The sequence below is a fragment of the Thermomonas alba genome, assembly GCF_022419205.1.
Taxonomy (GTDB): Bacteria; Pseudomonadota; Gammaproteobacteria; order Xanthomonadales; family Xanthomonadaceae; genus Thermomonas; species Thermomonas alba.
In genome coordinates this window covers 453,496-471,193 of record NZ_JAJOZU010000002.1, presented here as the reverse complement: position 1 = coordinate 471,193, position 17,698 = coordinate 453,496, and the positions used below count along the sequence as shown (strand labels likewise).

General features: G+C 70.7%; 14 protein-coding genes. 9 read left to right on the top strand and 5 right to left on the bottom strand.

The genetic code is table 11. The features are described 5' to 3' along the window. Positions 1–4 precede the first annotated feature (4 nt). Both ML342_RS04635 and dusA read right to left on the bottom strand, forming a co-directional pair. The gene (locus ML342_RS04635) at positions 5–937 is read right to left on the bottom strand and encodes an arginine deiminase-related protein (RefSeq protein ID WP_240125756.1); all 933 of its coding nucleotides are present in this window, start codon (positions 935–937) and stop codon (positions 5–7) included. Continuing rightward, positions 934–1,935, bottom strand: coding sequence for a tRNA dihydrouridine(20/20a) synthase DusA (gene dusA / locus ML342_RS04630; RefSeq protein ID WP_240125755.1), 1,002 nt, complete (start codon positions 1,933–1,935; stop codon positions 934–936). The genes ML342_RS04635 and dusA overlap by 4 nt, the downstream gene beginning before the upstream one ends. 83 nt (positions 1,936–2,018) lie before the next feature. Here dusA and acnD point away from each other — a divergent pair, with 83 nt between their 5' ends. The 3 genes from acnD to ML342_RS04615 all read left to right on the top strand — a co-directional run bounded on the left by acnD (position 2,019) and on the right by ML342_RS04615 (position 5,764). Beyond that, positions 2,019–4,649, top strand: coding sequence for a Fe/S-dependent 2-methylisocitrate dehydratase AcnD (gene acnD / locus ML342_RS04625; protein WP_240125754.1), 2,631 nt, complete (start codon positions 2,019–2,021; stop codon positions 4,647–4,649). Positions 4,650–4,790: 141 nt separating this feature from the next. Continuing rightward, on the top strand, positions 4,791–5,072 hold the full coding sequence (locus ML342_RS04620; protein WP_240125753.1) for a DUF2782 domain-containing protein: 282 nt from the start codon (positions 4,791–4,793) through the stop codon (positions 5,070–5,072). Between the two features lie 242 nt (positions 5,073–5,314). Next, positions 5,315–5,764: a hypothetical protein gene (locus ML342_RS04615; protein WP_240125752.1), complete on the top strand. Its 450-nt coding sequence runs from the start codon at positions 5,315–5,317 to the stop codon at positions 5,762–5,764. A gap of 40 nt (positions 5,765–5,804) precedes the next feature. Here the strand turns inward: ML342_RS04615 and uvrD are convergent, their stop codons facing one another. Next, on the bottom strand, positions 5,805–8,006 hold the full coding sequence (uvrD, locus tag ML342_RS04610) for a DNA helicase II (RefSeq protein ID WP_240125751.1): 2,202 nt from the start codon (positions 8,004–8,006) through the stop codon (positions 5,805–5,807). A gap of 376 nt (positions 8,007–8,382) precedes the next feature. Here uvrD and ML342_RS04605 point away from each other — a divergent pair, with 376 nt between their 5' ends. Both ML342_RS04605 and ML342_RS04600 read left to right on the top strand, forming a co-directional pair. After that, the gene (locus ML342_RS04605; RefSeq protein WP_240125750.1) at positions 8,383–9,831 is read left to right on the top strand and encodes an MFS transporter; all 1,449 of its coding nucleotides are present in this window, start codon (positions 8,383–8,385) and stop codon (positions 9,829–9,831) included. Between the two features lie 74 nt (positions 9,832–9,905). After that, on the top strand, positions 9,906–10,295 hold the full coding sequence (locus ML342_RS04600) for a glutathione S-transferase N-terminal domain-containing protein (protein ID WP_240125749.1): 390 nt from the start codon (positions 9,906–9,908) through the stop codon (positions 10,293–10,295). Positions 10,296–10,353: 58 nt separating this feature from the next. Here the strand turns inward: ML342_RS04600 and ML342_RS04595 are convergent, their stop codons facing one another. Continuing rightward, positions 10,354–12,675 carry a S9 family peptidase gene (locus tag ML342_RS04595; RefSeq protein ID WP_240125748.1) on the bottom strand — a complete coding sequence of 774 codons (2,322 nt, stop codon included), beginning with the start codon at positions 12,673–12,675 and terminating at the stop codon, positions 10,354–10,356. Between the two features lie 120 nt (positions 12,676–12,795). On the opposite strand from ML342_RS04595, the gene ML342_RS04590 reads away from it, so the two are divergent. The 3 genes from ML342_RS04590 to aroE are packed head-to-tail and all read left to right on the top strand — an operon-like array spanning position 12,796 to position 15,687. Further along, positions 12,796–13,788: a chorismate transformation FkbO/Hyg5 family protein gene (locus ML342_RS04590; protein ID WP_240125747.1), complete on the top strand. Its 993-nt coding sequence runs from the start codon at positions 12,796–12,798 to the stop codon at positions 13,786–13,788. A gap of 40 nt (positions 13,789–13,828) precedes the next feature. Next, on the top strand, positions 13,829–14,827 hold the full coding sequence (hemB, locus tag ML342_RS04585) for a porphobilinogen synthase (protein WP_240125746.1): 999 nt from the start codon (positions 13,829–13,831) through the stop codon (positions 14,825–14,827). 29 nt (positions 14,828–14,856) lie between these two features. Further along, complete coding sequence (gene aroE, locus ML342_RS04580; RefSeq protein WP_240125745.1) at positions 14,857–15,687, top strand: shikimate dehydrogenase; 831 nt, start codon at positions 14,857–14,859, stop codon at positions 15,685–15,687. On the opposite strand, the gene ML342_RS04575 is transcribed toward aroE, so the two are convergent. Beyond that, complete coding sequence (locus ML342_RS04575) at positions 15,688–16,230, bottom strand: gamma carbonic anhydrase family protein (protein WP_240125744.1); 543 nt, start codon at positions 16,228–16,230, stop codon at positions 15,688–15,690. Positions 16,231–16,279: 49 nt separating this feature from the next. On the opposite strand from ML342_RS04575, the gene ML342_RS04570 reads away from it, so the two are divergent. After that, positions 16,280–17,692 carry a coniferyl aldehyde dehydrogenase gene (locus ML342_RS04570; protein WP_240125743.1) on the top strand — a complete coding sequence of 471 codons (1,413 nt, stop codon included), beginning with the start codon at positions 16,280–16,282 and terminating at the stop codon, positions 17,690–17,692. The last annotated feature ends 6 nt before the right edge of the window (positions 17,693–17,698 follow it).

Below are 17,698 nucleotides of genomic sequence, written 5' to 3'. Positions count from 1 at the left end.
GCGTTCAGCTTCCTGCCGACGGGCCCGTGAAGAGCTCGCCGATGCAGCAGCGCAGCGAGCCGCCAGCCGCCTCGATGGCGTCCAGTTCGACCGTCTCGACCCGAAACCCAGCCTCGGCCAGCACCGCCCGGTGCACGGGCGCCAGCGCCCGGCCGGCCGTCGCGCTCATCCACACCGTCTCCGGCGAGAGGGCGATGCAGTTGGCGACGAACGCCGCGTGCTCGGCGGCGTCGCACACCACCGCGTGCGGGGCGTAGATGCCGGCGATGGCCTCCGCCACCGCGGGATCGGCGAAGCCCGCCGGGCACACCACGGCGGCCCGCCCGGCCAGCACCGCCAGCACGACGTTCGCGTGGTACTCGCCGGGGGCGAGGTCGAACAGCAGGGTGGCGCGCAGGCCGAACGCCGCGTGCATGAGGCGCGCGCCGGCCTCGTCGCAGCGCTCGGACAGGCCGCAGTAGCCGAGCCCGCGCGCGCGGTCGATCACCAGCGAACCCGTGAGCTCGCATGCATGCGGCTGGCTGGACAGGTCGACTTCGGTCATGCCGAGGACGTCGCGGAAGAACGCGCGAATATCGGCGCGGGCCGCTTCGCGCTGGCGCACCGGATGGCGCATGCGGCCGACCACGTAGCGCCCGGCCGCGGTGCCGAACACGTTGTTGGGAAACACCGCGTCCGGGGTGGCCGGGTCGCCGGCGAAGCAGACCGTCGGCAACACGGCGGAGATCGCGCGGTGCAGGTCGCGGTGCTGGGCCGAGGCGCGCGCGGCGTCGAACGCCGCCGCGTCGGCCATGTAGGCGTTGTCGCGGGCCGACTGTTCGGCCAGGCGGAAGCCGTCCGGCGCGACCAGGAACGCCGCGCGCGGCGTGGCCGGACCGAAGTCGGCCTTGACGCCACGCGCGAAGGCGAAGAAGGCATCGGGGTCGCGGGTGATCATGCCGCCTGCGCCCCGCGCCCGGTGAGGGCCAACGCCTGCTCGACCAGCGCCCAGCCGGCGCCCGGCTTGTGCGCGCCTTCGCTGAGCACCTGCCGGAACGCGCGCCCGCCCGGCTGGCCGGCGAACAGGCCGAGCACGTGGCGGACGATGTGCTTGAGGAACACGCCCTGCGCGAGCTGCGCTTCCACGTAGGGTCGATAGGCGCGCAGCAGCTCGGCGCGCGTGCGCCGGAGGCCGCCAAACCACTGCGCGTCGAGCTCATGCAGCAGGTAGGGCGTGTGGTAGGCGGCGCGGCCGAGCATCGCGCCATCGACGTGGGCGAGGTGCGCGGTCGCCTCCGCCGCATCCGCGATGCCGCCGTTCACCACCACCTGCAGCGCCGGCCGCTCGCGCTTGAGCCGGTAGGCCCAGTCGTAGCGCAGCGGCGGCACCTCGCGATTCTCCTTGGGCGATAGGCCCTGCAGCCAGGCGTTGCGCGCATGCACGATGAACGTTTGGCAGCCGGCCGCGGCGACGGTGTCGATGAAGCCGAGAAAGCGCTCCCATTCGTGGTCGTCATCCACGCCGAGCCTGCATTTGACCGTCACCGGCACGCCCGGTACGGCAGCGATCATCGCCGCCACGCTCTCCGCCACCAGCGCCGGCTCGCGCATCAGGCAGGCGCCGAAGCGCCCGGCCTGTACGCGGTCGGACGGGCAGCCGCAGTTGAGATTGATCTCGTCGAACCCCGCCTCGGCGGCAATCCGCGCCGCCTGCGCCAGCAGCTCAGGCTCGCTGCCGCCCAGCTGCAACGCCACCGGATGTTCACTCGCATCCATCGCCAGCAACCGCGCGCGGTCGCCGTGGATCACCGCATTGGCATGCACCATTTCGGTATACAGCCGCGCATGCGGCGCCAGCACGCGGTGGAAGGCGCGGCAATGGGTGTCGGTCCAGTCCATCATCGGGGCGACGGACAGGCGCAACTGATCGACGGGGATGGCGGGCGCGGCAGACATGGCGGCGCATTGTACGGGCTGGGGCGGAAGCGGCCGCGATGGGCGAGAATAGCCGTTCGGTTCCAGATCCGGTTCCCGTCATGATGAACACCAGCTACCGCAAGCCCCTGCCCGGCACCGCCTTCGACTATTTCGACGCCCGCGAGGCGGTGGAGGCGCTGCAGCCGGGCGCCTGGGCAAGGCTGCCGTACACCGCGCGGGTGCATGCCGAAAACATCGTGCGCCGGGCCGAGCCGGCCCACATCGAGGCCTATCTGCGCCAGCTGATCGAACGCCGCCGCGATCTCGATTTCCCGTGGTTCCCCGGCCGCGTGGTCTGCCACGACATCCTCGGCCTGACCGCGCTGGTGGACCTGGCCGGCCTGCGCGAGGCGATCGCCGCGGCTGGCGGCGACCCGGCGCGGGTGAATCCGGTGGTGCCGGTGCAGCTGATCGTGGACCACTCGCTGGCGGTGGAGGCGCCGGGCTTCGACCCGCAGGCATTCGCCAAGAACCGCGCGATCGAGGACCGCCGCAACGCCGACCGCTTCGATTTCATCGAGTGGTGCCGGCGCGCATTCGACAACGTGGACGTGATCCCAGCCGGCAACGGCATCATGCATCAGATCAACCTGGAAAAGATGTCGCCGGTGATCGATGCCCGCGACGGCGTGGCCTTTCCGGACACTTGCGTCGGCACCGACTCGCACACCCCGCACGTGGACGCGCTGGGCGTGATCGCCGTCGGTGTCGGCGGGCTGGAGGCGGAGAGCGTGATGCTGGGCCGCGCCTCGATGATGCGCCTGCCCGAGATCGTGGCGGTGGAACTCAGCGGCCGCCCCGGCCCCGGCATCACCGCCACCGACATCGTGCTCACGCTGACCGAGTTCCTGCGCAAGGAGAAGGTGGTCGGCGCCTACCTGGAGTTCCGCGGCGCCGGCGCGGCGGCGCTGAGCATCGGCGACCGCGCCACCATCAGCAACATGGCGCCCGAGTACGGCGCGACCGCGGCGCTGTTCTTCATCGACGACAACACCCTGGACTACCTGCGCCTGACCGGCCGCAGCGATGCCCAGGTGGCCCTGGTCGAGCGCTATGCCAAGACCCTGGGCCTGTGGGCCGACGATCTGACGCACGCGCAGTACGAGCGCACCCTGCATTTCGATCTGTCCACGGTGGAACGCACCCTGGCCGGTCCGTCCAACCCGCACCGCAAGCTGCCGGTGACGGCGCTGGCCGAACGCGGGATCGCCGATGCGGGCAAGCTGGCTGCCGCGCGCGCCGACGAGGCCGCAGGCCGGCTGCCGGATGGCGCGGTGATCATCGCCGCCATTACCAGCTGCACCAATACCAGCAATCCGCGCAACGTGATCGCCGCCGGGCTGCTGGCGCGCAATGCCGTCGCCCGCGGCCTCGCCCGCAAGCCGTGGGTGAAGACCTCGCTGGCCCCGGGCTCGCGGGTGGTGGAGGCCTACCTGAAGGACGCCGGCCTGCTGCCGGCGCTGGAGCAGCTCGGCTTCGGCATCGTCGGCTTCGCCTGCACCACCTGCAACGGCATGAGCGGCGCGCTGGATCCTGCGATCCAGCAGGAGATCATCGACCGCGACCTGTACGCGGTGGCGGTGCTGTCGGGCAACCGCAACTTCGACGGCCGCATCCACCCCTATGCCAAGCAGGCGTTCCTGGCCAGCCCGCCGCTGGTGATCGCCTATGCGCTCGCCGGCACCATCCGCTTCGACATCGAGCGCGACGTGCTCGGCACCGATGCCGAAGGCCGGCCGGTGCGGCTGAAGGACATCTGGCCGAGCGATGAAGAGATCGACGCGGTGGTGCAGGCCAGCGTGAAGCCGGAGCAGTTCCGCGCGGTGTACGGGCCGATGTTCGCGCCGCGCGCGCAGACCGAACGCGCCGCGCCGCTGTACGCCTGGCGCCCGCAGAGCACCTACATCCGCCGCCCGCCGTACTGGGACCGCGAGGGCGTGGGCGCGCTGGCGGCCTACCCGCGCACCCTGCGCGGGATGCGCGCGCTGGCGGTGCTGGGCGACAACATCACCACCGACCATCTCTCGCCCAGCAACGCGATCCTGCCCGACAGCGCGGCCGGCGAATATCTGGCGCGCATGGGTCTGCCGGAGGAGGACTTCAACTCCTACGCCACCCATCGCGGCGACCACCTAACCGCGATGCGCGCCACGTTCGCCAACCCCAAGCTGCTCAACGAAATGGCGCGCAATCCCGACGGCAGCATCCGCCAGGGCTCGCTGACGCGGCTGGAGCCGGAGGGCACGGTGATGCGCATGTGGGAAGCGATCGAGACCTACATCGCGCGCCGCCAGCCGTTGATCGTGATCGCCGGCAAGGACTACGGCCAGGGCAGCTCGCGCGACTGGGCAGCCAAGGGCGTGCGCCTGGCCGGGGTGGAGGCGGTCGTGGCCGAGGGCTTCGAACGCATCCATCGCACCAACCTGATCGGCATGGGCGTGCTCCCGCTGCAGTTCCAGCCGGGCACCACCCGCCTGACGCTGGGCATCGACGGCAGCGAGGTGTTCGCCGTCGAAGGCCAGCCGGCGCCGGGCGCGACCCTGACCCTGGTGATCCTGCGCAAGGATGGCCAGCGGATCGAAGTCCCGGTCACCTGCCGCCTGGACACCGCCGAGGAAGTGGCGATCTACCAGGCCGGCGGCGTGCTGCAGCGGTTCGCGCAGGACTTTCTGGAGGCCAACGCCGCGCACTGAGGACCGGCCCGCCGCCGCATCCGCGGCGGCGCCCGCTGCGTGCCGGTGGCGAGCCGGCGGGACGCAGACGCGCACCTTGCGCCCGCGACAGGCGCACGCGCCATCGCGCATACTGCAGGCATCGCCGCCGAGGACTCCGCCATGCGCCGCGCCCTGACCACCGCCCTCCTGCTCGCCCTGTCCGCCTGCACCACGGTGCCGCCGGAGGACATGCTCGCGCGCAGCGCCACGCCCGCCACCTATACCGCGCCCAATGGCGATGTCATCACCGAATACCGCAACGGCGGCCGCCTGGTCATGGTCAAGGTGGTGCCGCTGCGCGGGCCGACCTACTACATCTACGACCGCAACGGCGATGGCATCGTCGACGAGCGCGACAACCGCGGCGGCCCGATGACCTACTACAAGCTGTTCAGCTGGTGAGCGCCGGCTGACACGCCGCGCAGCGCTGGCCGCGCGCAGGCGACAGGTGATGCCGGTTTTGAACTTGCACGTCCCGTGCGCCTGCGCTTTGGTTTTTGCCTGATTTCGGTATGCTGGAAGAGCAGGCGCTGATTCGGCCACCCGCCGTGTCATCGCGGCATCTCCCGGCGCGGCGCTCATGCCGGGAACCTGCCGATCCCGCTTTCCGCCGCTGCTGCCACGGAAGCACTGCGGAGATGTCCATGCCAGCCAAGCCTCCTTCCATTGCCTACCTCCACACCGCGCAGCGCCATTGTCCCTGCGGCCGCGTGCGCGCAGTCGCGCGCGCCTGCGCGCGCCGATTTCCGGGCTACGCGCGGCCGACCCAGTTCTGCGACACCTGCGGCATACGCGTGGAGTGTCCGGAGGCGGCCACCGCTGCATTCGGACACCGGCCCGAACCGGCGACGCCTTCGCCGTGGTCAAAGGCACACGCGACCGCAGGCCCGTACCGCTGGTACGACGATCCGCGCAGCGATGTCACCAATGACTACGACCCGATCTGCGCAGAGTGTGGGCGCCCGGAAGATGATGCCAACGATGTCAGGCTGATCGCCGTGGAAGTCGAGTTGCCATACCCGCCCCACGAGGATGTCTGGCGCTGGTGGTGCCTGGCTTGCCTGGAGGCGTCCGACGCGCAGCAGTTCCCCTGAACTGCGCACGCCCGCCCGCGGCCTGGCCCGGCGCCTGGGTTCAGGCGAGCGTGAGATTGGCGTAGGCCAGCACCAGCCATTTGCTGCCCACGTCGTCGAAGTTCACCTGCACCCGCGCGTGCGCGCCGCTGCCCTCCGCGTCGGTGACGACACCGGCGCCGAAGGTCGGGTGGCGGACGCGCGCACCCAGCCGGATCGGTGGTGCTTCCAGCGCGGCGCGGCCGGTCTCGCGACGCAACGCGGCGGCCGCATCGCGCATGCCGAATGCCGGCTGCGGCTTCGGGCGGATCTCGCGCAGCAGGGTCTTGGGGATCTCCCGCAGGAAGCGCGACGGCAGTCCGTACAGGTCGCTGCCATGGATGCGCCGGCGCTCGGCGTGGCAGAGCACCAGCTGCTGGCGCGCGCGGGTGATGCCCACGTACGCCAGCCGGCGCTCCTCGGCCATGCGGCCCGGCTCCTCGGCCGAGCGCAGATTGGGGAACAGCCCCTCCTCCAGCCCGACCAGGAACACCAGCGGGAACTCCAGGCCCTTGGCGCTGTGCAGCGTCATCAGCTGCACGCCGTCCTCGCCGGCCTGCGCCTGGCCTTCGCCGGCCTCCAGCGCCGCATAGGCGAGGAAGGCGACCAGCTCCGGCATCGACGCGGCGTCTTCCTCATCACCCGGCGCGAAGCGCGAGGCCACCGAGACCAGTTCGTCGAGGTTGTCGGTACGCGAATCCTGCTGGCCGCGCGATTCGTTCTCGTAATGCACGCGCAATCCGGAGCGCGCCAGCACGTGGTCGATTTTCTCCGCCAGCGGCATCAAGGCGGTTTCGCCGGCCAGCGCATCGACCAGCTGCAGGAAGCCCGCCACCGCGTTGCGCGCGCGCGCCGCCAGCGTGGCGTGCTCGCACAGCCGGCGCGCGGCCCGCCACAGCGACTCGCGATGTTCGCGCGCGGCGCGGCGGATCTCGTCCAGGGTGCGCTCGCCGATGCCGCGGGCGGGCGTGTTGACCGCGCGCTCGAACGCGGCGTCGTCGTCGCGGTTGGCCAGCAGGCGCAGGTAGGCCAGGGCGTCCTTGATCTCGGCGCGCTCGAAGAAGCGCATGCCGCCGTAGACGCGGTACGGGATCTGCCGCTTCAGCAGTTCTTCTTCGAACACGCGCGACTGCGCGTTGCTACGGTAGAGGATGGCAGCGTCGCCCCAGCTACCGCCGCCCTGTACCCACTGCGCGATCCGCTCCACCACGTAGGCGGCCTCGTCCATCTCGTTGTAGGCGGCGTACAGGTCGATCGGCTCGCCCTCGCCCGCCTCGGTCCACAGCTTCTTGCCGAGGCGGTCCTCGTTGTGGGCGATCACCGCGTTGGCCGCGTTGAGGATGTTGCTGGTGGAGCGGTAGTTCTGCTCCAGCCGAATGGTCTGCACGCCGGGAAAATCCCGCAGGAAGCGCTGCATATTCTCCACCTTGGCGCCGCGCCAACCGTAGATGGCCTGATCATCGTCGCCGACCACGAACACCTGCCCGCAGCTTTCTTCAGTACCGCTGCCGGCCAGCAGGCGCACGAAACCGTACTGGATGGCGTTGGTGTCCTGGAACTCGTCCACCAGGATCTGACCGAAGCGGTGGCGGTAGTGCGCCAGCAGCGCCGGATGCTCGCGCAGCAGCTCGTGCGCGCGCAGCAGCAGCTCGGCGAAGTCCACCAGCCCGGCGCGCTCGCAGCGTTCCTGGTAGGCGGCGTAGGCGCGCAGCAGGGCGTCGTTCCACGGATCGTTCGCCGCCGGCTGGATGTGCTGCGGGCGGCGGCCTTCGTCCTTCTGCGCGTTGATCCACCACGCGATCTGGCGCGGCGGGAACCGGCCCTCGTCCAGCTCCAGCTGCTGCGCCACGCGCTTGACCAGGCGCAGCTGGTCGTCGCTGTCCAGCACCTGGAAACCTTCGGGCAGCTTCGCTTCCTGCCAGTGCAGGCGCAGCAGGCGGTGGGCCAAGCCGTGGAAGGTGCCGATCCAGGCGCCGCGCACCTCGCCGCCCAGCTGCGCGGCGATGCGCGCGCGCATTTCGCCGGCGGCCTTGTTGGTGAAGGTCACCGCGAGGATGCCGTGCAGCGGCACCCCGAATACCTCGTGCAGCCAGGCGATGCGGTGGGTGAGCACGCGGGTCTTGCCGGAGCCGGCGCCCGCCAGCACGAGATAGTGGCCGGGCGCGGCGGAAACGGCCTCGCGCTGGGCCGGGTTCAGCCCGTCGAGGAGGTGGGAGACATCCATCGCACGGATTCTAACCGCGCGCTCCGCCCGCGCCCCACTGCTCTCCCGCGATTTCCACAACTCGCGGCTGCCGGAACTGTTCGTCTTGGCGCGACGGCTTGCCTGGGGAACCTCCGATCACATCAGGTTTCCGCCGGCATGGAGGGCTGGCCACGCATCAATCACACGAGTGATGGATGCGTGTGCGCCGAGTCCCGGCTGGTACTGGACTCGACATAGGCTGACAACGCCCGTAGGGCAGACCTTACCCTGGGAAATCGTTTGCAGTCCCCCTGATGGGCCTATACAGGCGACCGCCGCGGCTGCTGTACTGCCGGTAGGCAAGCGCGCCGCGAGCGGCGCCCTTCAAACGACCATACGCAACCGGCGGGGCACCATGGCACAGCCGCAGACCCGATGGGCGCAGTTCGGCGTCCTCATCACCGTGTTCTTCTTCTGGGGCTTCATCGCCGCCAGCAATGACATCCTGATCCCAGTGTTCAAGAAGGCGTTCGCGCTCAGCCAGGCGCAGAGCCAGCTGGTATCCGTCTCGTTCTACGTGGCCTATACGGTGGGCGCGCTGCTCTATTCCGGCGTTTCGCGCGCCAGCGGAGGCGACCTGCTGCAGCGGATCGGCTACCGCCGCGGCATCGTCCTCGGGCTGCTGCTCTCCGCGGCGGGCACCCTGCTGTTCTACCCGGCCGCCAACAGCGGCTCGTTCGCGCTGATGCTGTCGGGGCTGTTCATCGTCGGACTGGGCTTCGCGCTGCAGCAGATCGCCGCCAACCCGCTGGCGATCGTGATGGGCAACCCGGCGACCGGCGCGCAGCGGCTGACCCTGGCCGGCGGCATCAACAACCTCGGCACCACGGTCGGGCCGCTGCTGGTGAGCCTGGCGATCTTCGGCAGCGTGACCGCCAACAACGACGTGGCCAGCATCGAGAGCGTCAAGGTCCCGTATCTGGTGCTGGGCGCGGCGTTCGTACTGGTGGCGCTGCTGCTGTGGCTATCGGCCGTGCCCGACCACATCGACCTGGACGCGCTGGCGCGCGAGGAAGCCGTTGCCGCCGCGCCGCCCGCGGATCGCGGCTCGGCCTTCGCGTATCCGCAGCTGGCGCTGGGGATGCTGGCGATCTTCGTGTACGTCGGCGTGGAAGTCTCCACCATCAGCAACCTGCCGGCCTATCTGCACGAAGGGCTAGGCATCCAGACCCACCGCCTGGCCCCCTATGTGTCGCTGTACTGGGCCAGCCTGATGATCGGCCGCTGGACCGGCGCGGCCGGTGCGTTCGAGGTCGGCGCGACTGCGCGCCGGCTGCTCACGCTGGTGCTGCCGTTCCTCGCGTTTGGGGTGTACCTGGCGGTGAACGCGATCGCCCGCCACGACGTCTCGCAGTTCTTCGGCTATGCCGGGGTGATCGTGGTGATGATCGCGGCCACCCTGCTCAGCCGCGGCAACCCGGCGCGGATGCTGCTGTACTTCGCGCTGTGCGGGATCGCCGCCCTGCTGGTCGGCATGGCCACGACGGGCAAGATCAGCATCTTCGCCTTCATCAGCGTGGGCCTGTTCTGCAGCACGATGTGGCCGTGCATCTTCGCGCTGGCGATCACCGGCCTGGGCCGCCACACCAACCAGGGCAGCAGCCTGCTGATCATGATGATCATGGGCGGCGGGCTGGTGAGCTGGGCGCAGGGGGCGCTGGCCGATGCGGTGGGCGTGCACGCCAGCTTCTGGGTCGGGGTGGCCTGCTTCGCCTACCTTGCGTTCTACGCGCTGCGCACTGCGCGGGCGCTGCGCGCGCAGGGCATCGACCTCGACCGCCTGGCCGCGCAGCGCGGGCACTGAGGCGCAACGCCGCGTTGCCGCCATCGCAACGGTGGCGGCGCTGGAGTGGCGCTCCCCACCGCGAGCGCCTTGCCATGATCGACCTGTACTACTGGCCCACCCCGAACGGCCACAAGATCACCCTGTTCCTGGAAGAGGCCGGCCTCGACTACCGGATCGTGCCGGTGGACATCGGCAAGGGGGCGCAGTTCGCCCCGGAGTTCCTCGCCATCTCGCCCAACAACAAGATGCCGGCGATCATCGACCACGCGCCGGGCGACGGCGGCGCGCCCATTTCGGTGTTCGAATCCGGCGCGATCCTGCGCTACCTGGCCGAGAAGACCGGCCGCTTCGACGGCGTGGCCGCGGGCGCCGCTGCCGCCACCGCGCGCGCCCATGCGCTGGCGCGGCAGGCCAACCCGAACGCCGGCCAGCCGCTGTCGGACGAGGAGAAGAAGATCCTGTTTGGGCAGGGCACGCGCTGAGCCCGCAGCGATGCCGGCGCCCATGGCGCCGGCGTGCCGTGCGCTCCGAGCAAGGCCGTCAGGACTGCGGCTTCAGCTCGAACTCCTTCGGCGGCTCGACGCCGAGCAGGTGCTTCACGAAGTAGTCCCAGCGCCGGCGCATCACGTAGTAGCTGTCCGCGCCGTAGCCGTGGCGCGCGTGCGGCAGCAGCAGCAGGTCGAAGTCCTTGTTGGCCTTGATCAGCGCATCCACCACCAGCAGGGTGGACTGCGGCGGCACGTTGTCGTCCATCATGCCGTGCAGCAGGAACAGCTTGCCTTTGAGGTTCTTCGCCAGCGAGGCGTTGTCCTGGCCGGTGTAGTTGGTGGTGCCGTCCGGCTTTGTCTCCAGCAGGCCCTGGTAGCGCTCGCCCCAGTCGTCCTCGTAGCTGAGATTGTCGTGGTTGCCGGATTCGGCGATGCCCACCTTGTACACGTCCGGATAGCGGAACATCGCCGCCGCGGTGGCGTTGCCGCCGCCGGAGTGGCCCCAGATGCCAGCGCGCGTCGTGTCGATCCACGGATAGCGCTGGCCCAGCTGCTTCAGCGCGGCCACCTGGTCGGGCAGGGTGTTGTCGGCCATGTTGCCGTAGCAGCTGTCCTGGAACGCCTTGCTGCGCAGGGGGGTGCACATGCCGTCCAGCGCGATCACCACGAAGCCCAGCTCGGCCAGCGCCTGGTGGTCGCCGTGCGCGGGCTGGAAACTGCGGCTGCGCACCGAGCCGACCTGCGGGCCCGGGTAGATGTAGGTGATGATCGGGTATTTCTTGCTCGGGTCGAAGTGCGACGGCTTGAACATCTGGCCGTAGAGGTCGGTCTTGCCGTCGCGCGCCTTCACCGTGAACGCCTGCGGCGGCACCCAGCCGGCGGCCTTCAGGCGGGTGAGGTCGGCGCGCGCGAGCTCCGCCACCTGCTTGCCAGCGGCATCGCGCACCACCGCCACCGGCGCGCTGTCGATGGTGGAGTGCACATCCAGGAAGTACCTGCCATCGGCCGAGACGGTTGCGGCGTGGTTGGCGTTCTCCGGGGTCAGCAGACGCACGCGGCCATCGTCCATGCCGACCGCGTACACGTGCACGTAGTACGGATCGCGCCCGGGCTCGCGGCCGACGCCGGCGACCAGCAGGCGGCGCGCGGCGGCATCCAGGTGCAGGATGCGGGTGACGTTCCACTCGCCGCGGGTGAGCTGGCGCTTCTCTTTGCCGGTGGTCAGGTCGTGCAGGTACAGGTGGCCCCAGTTGGACTTCTGGCTGAACCACAGGAACTCGTTGCGCTCCGGCAGGTAACGCCAGTTCACCGAGTCCAGCGCCGGCGCGCTCTGGTACTGGGTGGCCACGGTCTCGGTGTACACGTCGCGCACCTTGCCGGTCGCGGCGTCGGCCACGCGCAGGGTGGCGGACTTGTGCCCGCGGTCGGTGCTGACGAAGGCCAGGGTCTTGCCGTCGCGCGCCCACTGCACGTCTTCCCAGCCGTCGCCGCAGACGATGTCGTCGGCGCAGGTGGAACGGTGCTGGTCGGGCGGCATCTGCAGGCGGATGATGCGCGGCGCGTCACCGGACAGATCGATGATGACACGCTCGATCAGGGTCACGTCCTTGTCGCCCGCGAACGGGTATTTCCACTGCTCGACCTTGGGCGCGCCGACGTTGGTGGCGACCAGGGTCATGGTGCTGGTCTTGCGCTGGTCCTGGCGGAAGGTGGCGATCTTCTTGCCGTCCGGCGACCACACCACGATCGCATTGTCGGTGTGCTTCCAGCCGGCGTTGTCGGTGGCATAGCCGTAGTCGGGCACCCCGTCGAAGGTGAGCTGGGTTTCCTTGCCGCTGGCGACGTCGCGCAGCCACAGGTTCCAGTCGCGGATGAAAACTTCGCGGGTGCCGTCCGGCGACGGCGCGCCCGGCTCGCTGCCGGACGCGGCGCGCGCCACCGCCTTGCAGCCGGCGGCATCACAACGGAACGTGCCGGTACCGAACGCGCTGGTCAGCAGCAACGCGCCGTCGGCGGTGCGCTTGATCTGCAGCGGCGGCAGCCGCTCCGGCGTCACTGGCCGGCCCTTGCCGCCGGCGGCCAGGTTGATGGCGTCGGCCAGAGCCTGCGGATCGAACGCGGGCGCGGACGTGCCGGTGGCAGGATCGAACCGCAGCACGCGGGTCTTGCCGTCGGTCTGCTCGCGGTAGACCAGGGTGCCATCGTCCAGCCACTGCCCGCCGCTGACCAGATGGTCCACCAGCGGCGCGGTGCGGTCGCCCAGCATGCTGGCCGCACGTGCGTAGTCGGCCGCGGTCACCGTCTGCGCGGCAGCCCCGCCCGCCATCAGCAGTCCCCCCGCCAGCAGGCAGGCCGCCATGTCGATTCGTCCCATCGCATCCTCATCCGATCCTCGCGCCCAGGCGCAATGCCGGAGATCCTAGCGCGTCGGCGCCACGGCGACCCGTGCCGATGGTCGGGGACCGCCGGGCCGCGCGCTATCATTCGCGGCCTGATGCCTCTGCCCTCCACCGCTCCTGCTCCCGCCGCGCTGCGGATCGACTACCTGTACGCGTCGCCGGACGCTGCGCTGGCCGACCCACGCACGCTGGCGGTGTTCGGGTTCGGTGCCACCGCGCCGACCGGACGGCAGACCGATCCGCGCCATTTGCACGTGGCCCTGCCCGCGTTCGGAATGGCGCCGCTGGAATGCTGGCGGGTCGAGGCCGAAGTGGTCCACGGGCGCGACGACGGCATCGCCTGGAGCGCTGGCGGCGGGCTGCAGTTCGGCGCGCTCCATGTGCCTGACGACGGCGACGCCGAAGCGGCGGCCGCGGCAGCCTATGCCCGCCTGCGCCGCTGGCTGGCGCAAAGCGACCACCCGCATCCGCTGCGGATCTGGAACTACATGGACGCAATCACCGCAGGCGAAGGCGACGCCGAGCGCTACCGCCGTTTCTGCGTGGGCCGCGCGCGCGGCATCGGACGCGCGCTGGCGCCGAGCGAGCTGCCGGCGGCCACCGCGATCGGGCATCCGCAGCGCACCGGCCGCTTCCAGCTGTACTGGCTGGCGGCGCGCGAGGCCGGCACGCCGCTGGAAAACCCGCGCCAGCTGGAAGCCTGGCGCTACCCGCGCCAGTACGGCCCGCAGCCGCCCGGCTTCGCGCGCGCGCTGCTGCCGGCGTCCAGCGCGATGCCGCTGCTGCTGTCCGGCACCGCCGCGGTGGTCGGACACGCCTCTCAGCACGACGACTCCCTGCACGGGCAGCTGCAGGAAATCATGACCAACCTGCGCAGCCTGATCGCCACCGCGCGCGGGCTGCGCCCGACGCTGCCGGCGCAGCCCGGCCCCGGCGCGCGCCTGAAGGCGTACGTGCGCGACGCCCAGGCTCTGCCGCAGGTGGCTGCCTGGCTGCAGGCGCAGCTGCCGGAGGTCCCGGTGATCGTGCTGCACGGCCACGTCTGTCGGCGTGAGCTGCAGGTGGAGATCGACGGCTGCCTGCGCTGAATGCCGCGGCGGGGGGCCGGCGCAGGCGTACACTTTCGGCATGAACGACACCGCACTCCAGCTTCCGATCCGCCCGCGGCGCATGCGCCGCGACGAGTTCTCGCGCCGTTTGATGCGCGAAACCGTGCTTACCTCCAACGATTTGATCTACCCGGTGTTCGTGCATGAAGGCCACGGCCGCGTGCCGGTGCCCTCGATGCCGGGCGTTGCGCGGCTGTCGATCGACGAACTGCTGCGGGTGGGCGAGCAGGCGCTGGAACTCGGCGTGCCCGTGATCGACCTGTTCGGCGTTCCAGACCCGGCAAGCAAGACCGCCGACGGCCGCATCGCCTGGGACGAGAACGGCATCGTCCCACGCGCCATCCGCGCGCTGAAATCGCGCTTCCCCGAACTCGGGGTCATGACCGACCAGGCGCTCGACCCCTACACCACCCACGGCCAGGATGGGCTGATCGACGAATCCGGCTACATCCTCAACGATGAGACCGTGGCGGCGCTGGTCAAGCAGTCGCTGGTGCACGCCGCGGCCGGTGCCGACATCCTCTCGCCCAGCGACATGATGGACGGCCGCATCGGCGCGATCCGCGCCGCGCTGGAAGCGGCCGGCTTCATCCACACCCGCATCATGGCCTACAGCGCCAAATACGCCAGCGCGTTCTACGGCCCGTTCCGGGATGCAGTGGGCAGCGCCGGCAACCTCGGCAAAGCCGACAAGTTCACCTATCAGATGGACCCGGCCAATTCCGACGAGGCGCTGCACGAAGTCGGCCTCGACCTCGCCGAAGGCGCCGACATGGTGATGGTCAAGCCCGGCCTGCCCTATCTCGACGTGCTCTACCGGGTGAAGCAGCACTTCAGGCGTCCCACCTTCGCCTACCAGGTCAGCGGCGAGTACGCGATGATCCAGGCCGCTGCCGCCAATGGCTGGGTCGATGGCAGGAAAGTTGCGCTGGAAGCGCTGCTGGCGTTCAAGCGAGCGGGCGCCGACGGCATCCTCACCTACTTCGCGCTGGACGCCGCGCGCTGGCTGCGCGAGTGACCCCCGAGCGCACCCGCCAGGAGACGCCCATGCGCCGCTATGCCGTGTTCGGATCGCCCGTCGCGCATTCGCAGTCGCCGCGCATCCACGCCGCGTTCGCGCGCCAGACCGGAATCGCGCTGGAGTACGTCGCGATCGAGGCCGGGCATGGCGATTTCCCGGCGAAGCTTGCCGCCAGCGGGGTGGACGGGGCCAATGTCACCCTGCCGCTGAAGGAGGATGCCTTCGCCCTGTGCCGTTCCGTCAGTGCCCGCGCGCAGCGCGCCGGCGCGGTGAATACGCTGATCCGCGAGGGCGAGCACTGGCGCGGCGACAACACCGACGGCCTCGGCCTGGTGCGCGACCTGACCGAGCGCCACGGCCTGGACCTGCGCGAACGCCGGGTGCTGCTGCTGGGCGCCGGTGGCGCCGCCCGCGGCGTGGCGCCCGCGCTGCTGGACGCCGGCATCCACTCGCTCTACATCGTCAACCGCACCGCGGCGCGCGCCGACGCGCTGGCGGACGCCCTGGGCGATCCGGCGCGGGTGCATCCGCGCGCCTGGGACGACCTGCCCGGCCTCGGCGAATTCGACCTGCTGATCAATGCCACCTCCGCCACCCGTGGCGGCGCGCTGCCGGCGCTGCCGATGGCGCTGGCCGGCCCGCGCAGCGTGGCGGTGGACCTGGGCTACGGCGAGGCGGCGGTGGCTTTCCTGGCCTGGGCCCGCGCCGCCGGCTGCGCGCAGGCGCTGGACGGGCTGGGCATGCTGGTGGAGCAGGCGGCGGAGAGCTTCCTGCTCTGGCACGGCGTGCGCCCGGACACCGACCCGGTCTATGCGCAGCTGCGCGCGCAGGCCGACGCGCTGGTCAGCGCGGACTGATCACCCCAGATACGCGTCCTTCAGCCGCACGTAGTGCGCGGCGCTGTAGTACAGCGCCTCGATCTCGGCATCGCTGAGCATGCGCGCCTTGCGCGCCGGGTTGCCCAGCCACAGCTCGCCCTCGCCCACCACCTTGCCCGGCGGCACCAGCGCGCCGGCGCCGACGAAGGCGTGCTTCTTCACCACCGCGCCGTCCAGCACGATCGCGCCCATGCCGATCAGCACCGCGTCCTCGATCGTGCAGGCGTGGATGATCGCCTTGTGGCCGATGGTGACGTCGCTGCCGATGCGGGTGGCGAAGCCGCCCAGCTTGGCGTGCGGGCCATCGTGGCTGACGTGGATCACGCTGCCGTCCTGGATATTGGTGCGATCGCCGATGCGCACGAAGTTGACGTCGCCGCGGATCACCGTATACGGCCAGACGGAGACATCCTCGCCCAGCACCACGTCGCCGATCACGCTGGCGCGCGGATCGATATAGGCGCGCGCGCCGAGCGTGGGGAAAACGCCGCGGTAGGGCCGGATGTCCAGAGCGTCGGTCATGCCTGGATTATCGCTGGATTCCGCCACCGGCCGCACTACACTGGCCCGTATGGACACCGCCGCCGATACCCCGACCGCCGACCTGCGCCCCACCCTCGACCGCCTGCGCGCCGCCTGGCAACAGCGCAAGCCGGACTATGCCCAGCGCCGCGACGACCTGCGCCGCCTGCGCGCGGCGCTCAAGCCGCGGCTGGACGAGATGGCGCGCACCATCGCCGCCGACTTCGGCCACCGCGCGCTGGACGAGAGCAAGATCGCCGACGGCATGACCGTGCTCAACGACATCGACCACCTGCTGGCGCACCTACGCGCCTGGATGCGCCCGCGGCGGGTGGCGGTGGGCTGGCGGTTCTGGCCGGGGCGGGCGTGGATCGAGCCGCATCCGCTGGGCGTAGTCGGGGTGATCGCGCCGTGGAACTACCCGGTCAACCTCGCGCTGATCCCGCTGGCGACGGCCATTGCCGCCGGCAACCACGTCTATCTCAAGCCGTCCGAGCACACCCCCCGCACCAGCGCGTTCCTGCGCGAGCTGCTGGCGGAAGTGTTCCCGGCCGAGCGCGTCGCCGTCGCCACCGGCGGCGCGGACGTGGGCGCGGCCTTCGCCGGCCTGCCGTTCGATCACCTGGTGTTCACCGGCTCCACCGCGGTCGGACGCAAGGTGATGGCCGCCGCCGCGCCCAACCTGACGCCGCTGACCCTGGAGCTGGGCGGCAAGTCGCCGGCGATCGTGTGCGCCGACTTCCCGCTGGAGAAGGCGGCCGCGCGGATCGCCACCGGCAAGTGGTTCAACGGCGGCCAGACCTGCATCGCGCCCGACTACGTGCTGGTCCCGGCGGACCGGCGCGACGCCTTCGTGGACGCCCTGCGGCGCGAGGTGCAGGCCCGCTACGGCGCCGGCCTCGACAACCGCGACGACTACACCCGCATCATCAACGCCGGCCAGTACGCGCGCCTGCAGGGCTATCTCGACGATGCGCGCGCACGCGGTGTCGAGGCCGTCACCCTCGCCGGTAGCGCCGACCCGGCGGATCGCCTGCTGCCGCCGACCGTGCTGCTGGACCCGGATGACCAGGCGCGGGTGATGCAGGAGGAAATCTTCGGGCCGATCCTGCCGGTCAAAAGCTACCGCGCGCTGGACGAGGCGATCGCCTACGTCAACGCGCACGACCGCCCGCTGGCGCTGTATCCCTTCAGCGAAGACCGCGCCACGGTGCGTCGCATCCTCGACGCCACCCTAGCCGGCGGGGTGAGCATCAACGACACCCTGTTCCACTTCGCGATCGGCAGCCTGCCGTTCGGCGGGGTCGGCCCCAGCGGCATGGGCGCCTACCACGCGCGCGCCGGCTTCGACGCCATGAGCAAGCCGCTTCCGGTGTTCCGCCAGGCCCGCTGGAGCGCCGGCGACCTGCTCAAGCCCCCGTACGCGAAGGTGCGCTGGCTGCTGGACCGTATCATCCGCTGACCATCG

Bases quoted from the DNA above. Each gene is read 5' to 3' on its own strand.
- ML342_RS04635 (WP_240125756.1), bottom strand. From the start codon at position 937: ATGATCACCCGCGACCCCGATGCCTTCTTCGCCTTCGCGCGTGGCGTC.
- dusA (WP_240125755.1), bottom strand. From the start codon at position 1,935: ATGTCTGCCGCGCCCGCCATCCCCGTCGATCAGTTGCGCCTGTCCGTC.
- acnD (WP_240125754.1), top strand. From the start codon at position 2,019: ATGAACACCAGCTACCGCAAGCCCCTGCCCGGCACCGCCTTCGACTAT.
- ML342_RS04620 (WP_240125753.1), top strand. From the start codon at position 4,791: ATGCGCCGCGCCCTGACCACCGCCCTCCTGCTCGCCCTGTCCGCCTGC.
- ML342_RS04615 (WP_240125752.1), top strand. From the start codon at position 5,315: ATGCCAGCCAAGCCTCCTTCCATTGCCTACCTCCACACCGCGCAGCGC.
- uvrD (WP_240125751.1), bottom strand. From the start codon at position 8,006: ATGGATGTCTCCCACCTCCTCGACGGGCTGAACCCGGCCCAGCGCGAG.
- ML342_RS04605 (WP_240125750.1), top strand. From the start codon at position 8,383: ATGGCACAGCCGCAGACCCGATGGGCGCAGTTCGGCGTCCTCATCACC.
- ML342_RS04600 (WP_240125749.1), top strand. From the start codon at position 9,906: ATGATCGACCTGTACTACTGGCCCACCCCGAACGGCCACAAGATCACC.
- ML342_RS04595 (WP_240125748.1), bottom strand. From the start codon at position 12,675: ATGGGACGAATCGACATGGCGGCCTGCCTGCTGGCGGGGGGACTGCTG.
- ML342_RS04590 (WP_240125747.1), top strand. From the start codon at position 12,796: ATGCCTCTGCCCTCCACCGCTCCTGCTCCCGCCGCGCTGCGGATCGAC.
- hemB (WP_240125746.1), top strand. From the start codon at position 13,829: ATGAACGACACCGCACTCCAGCTTCCGATCCGCCCGCGGCGCATGCGC.
- aroE (WP_240125745.1), top strand. From the start codon at position 14,857: ATGCGCCGCTATGCCGTGTTCGGATCGCCCGTCGCGCATTCGCAGTCG.
- ML342_RS04575 (WP_240125744.1), bottom strand. From the start codon at position 16,230: ATGACCGACGCTCTGGACATCCGGCCCTACCGCGGCGTTTTCCCCACG.
- ML342_RS04570 (WP_240125743.1), top strand. From the start codon at position 16,280: ATGGACACCGCCGCCGATACCCCGACCGCCGACCTGCGCCCCACCCTC.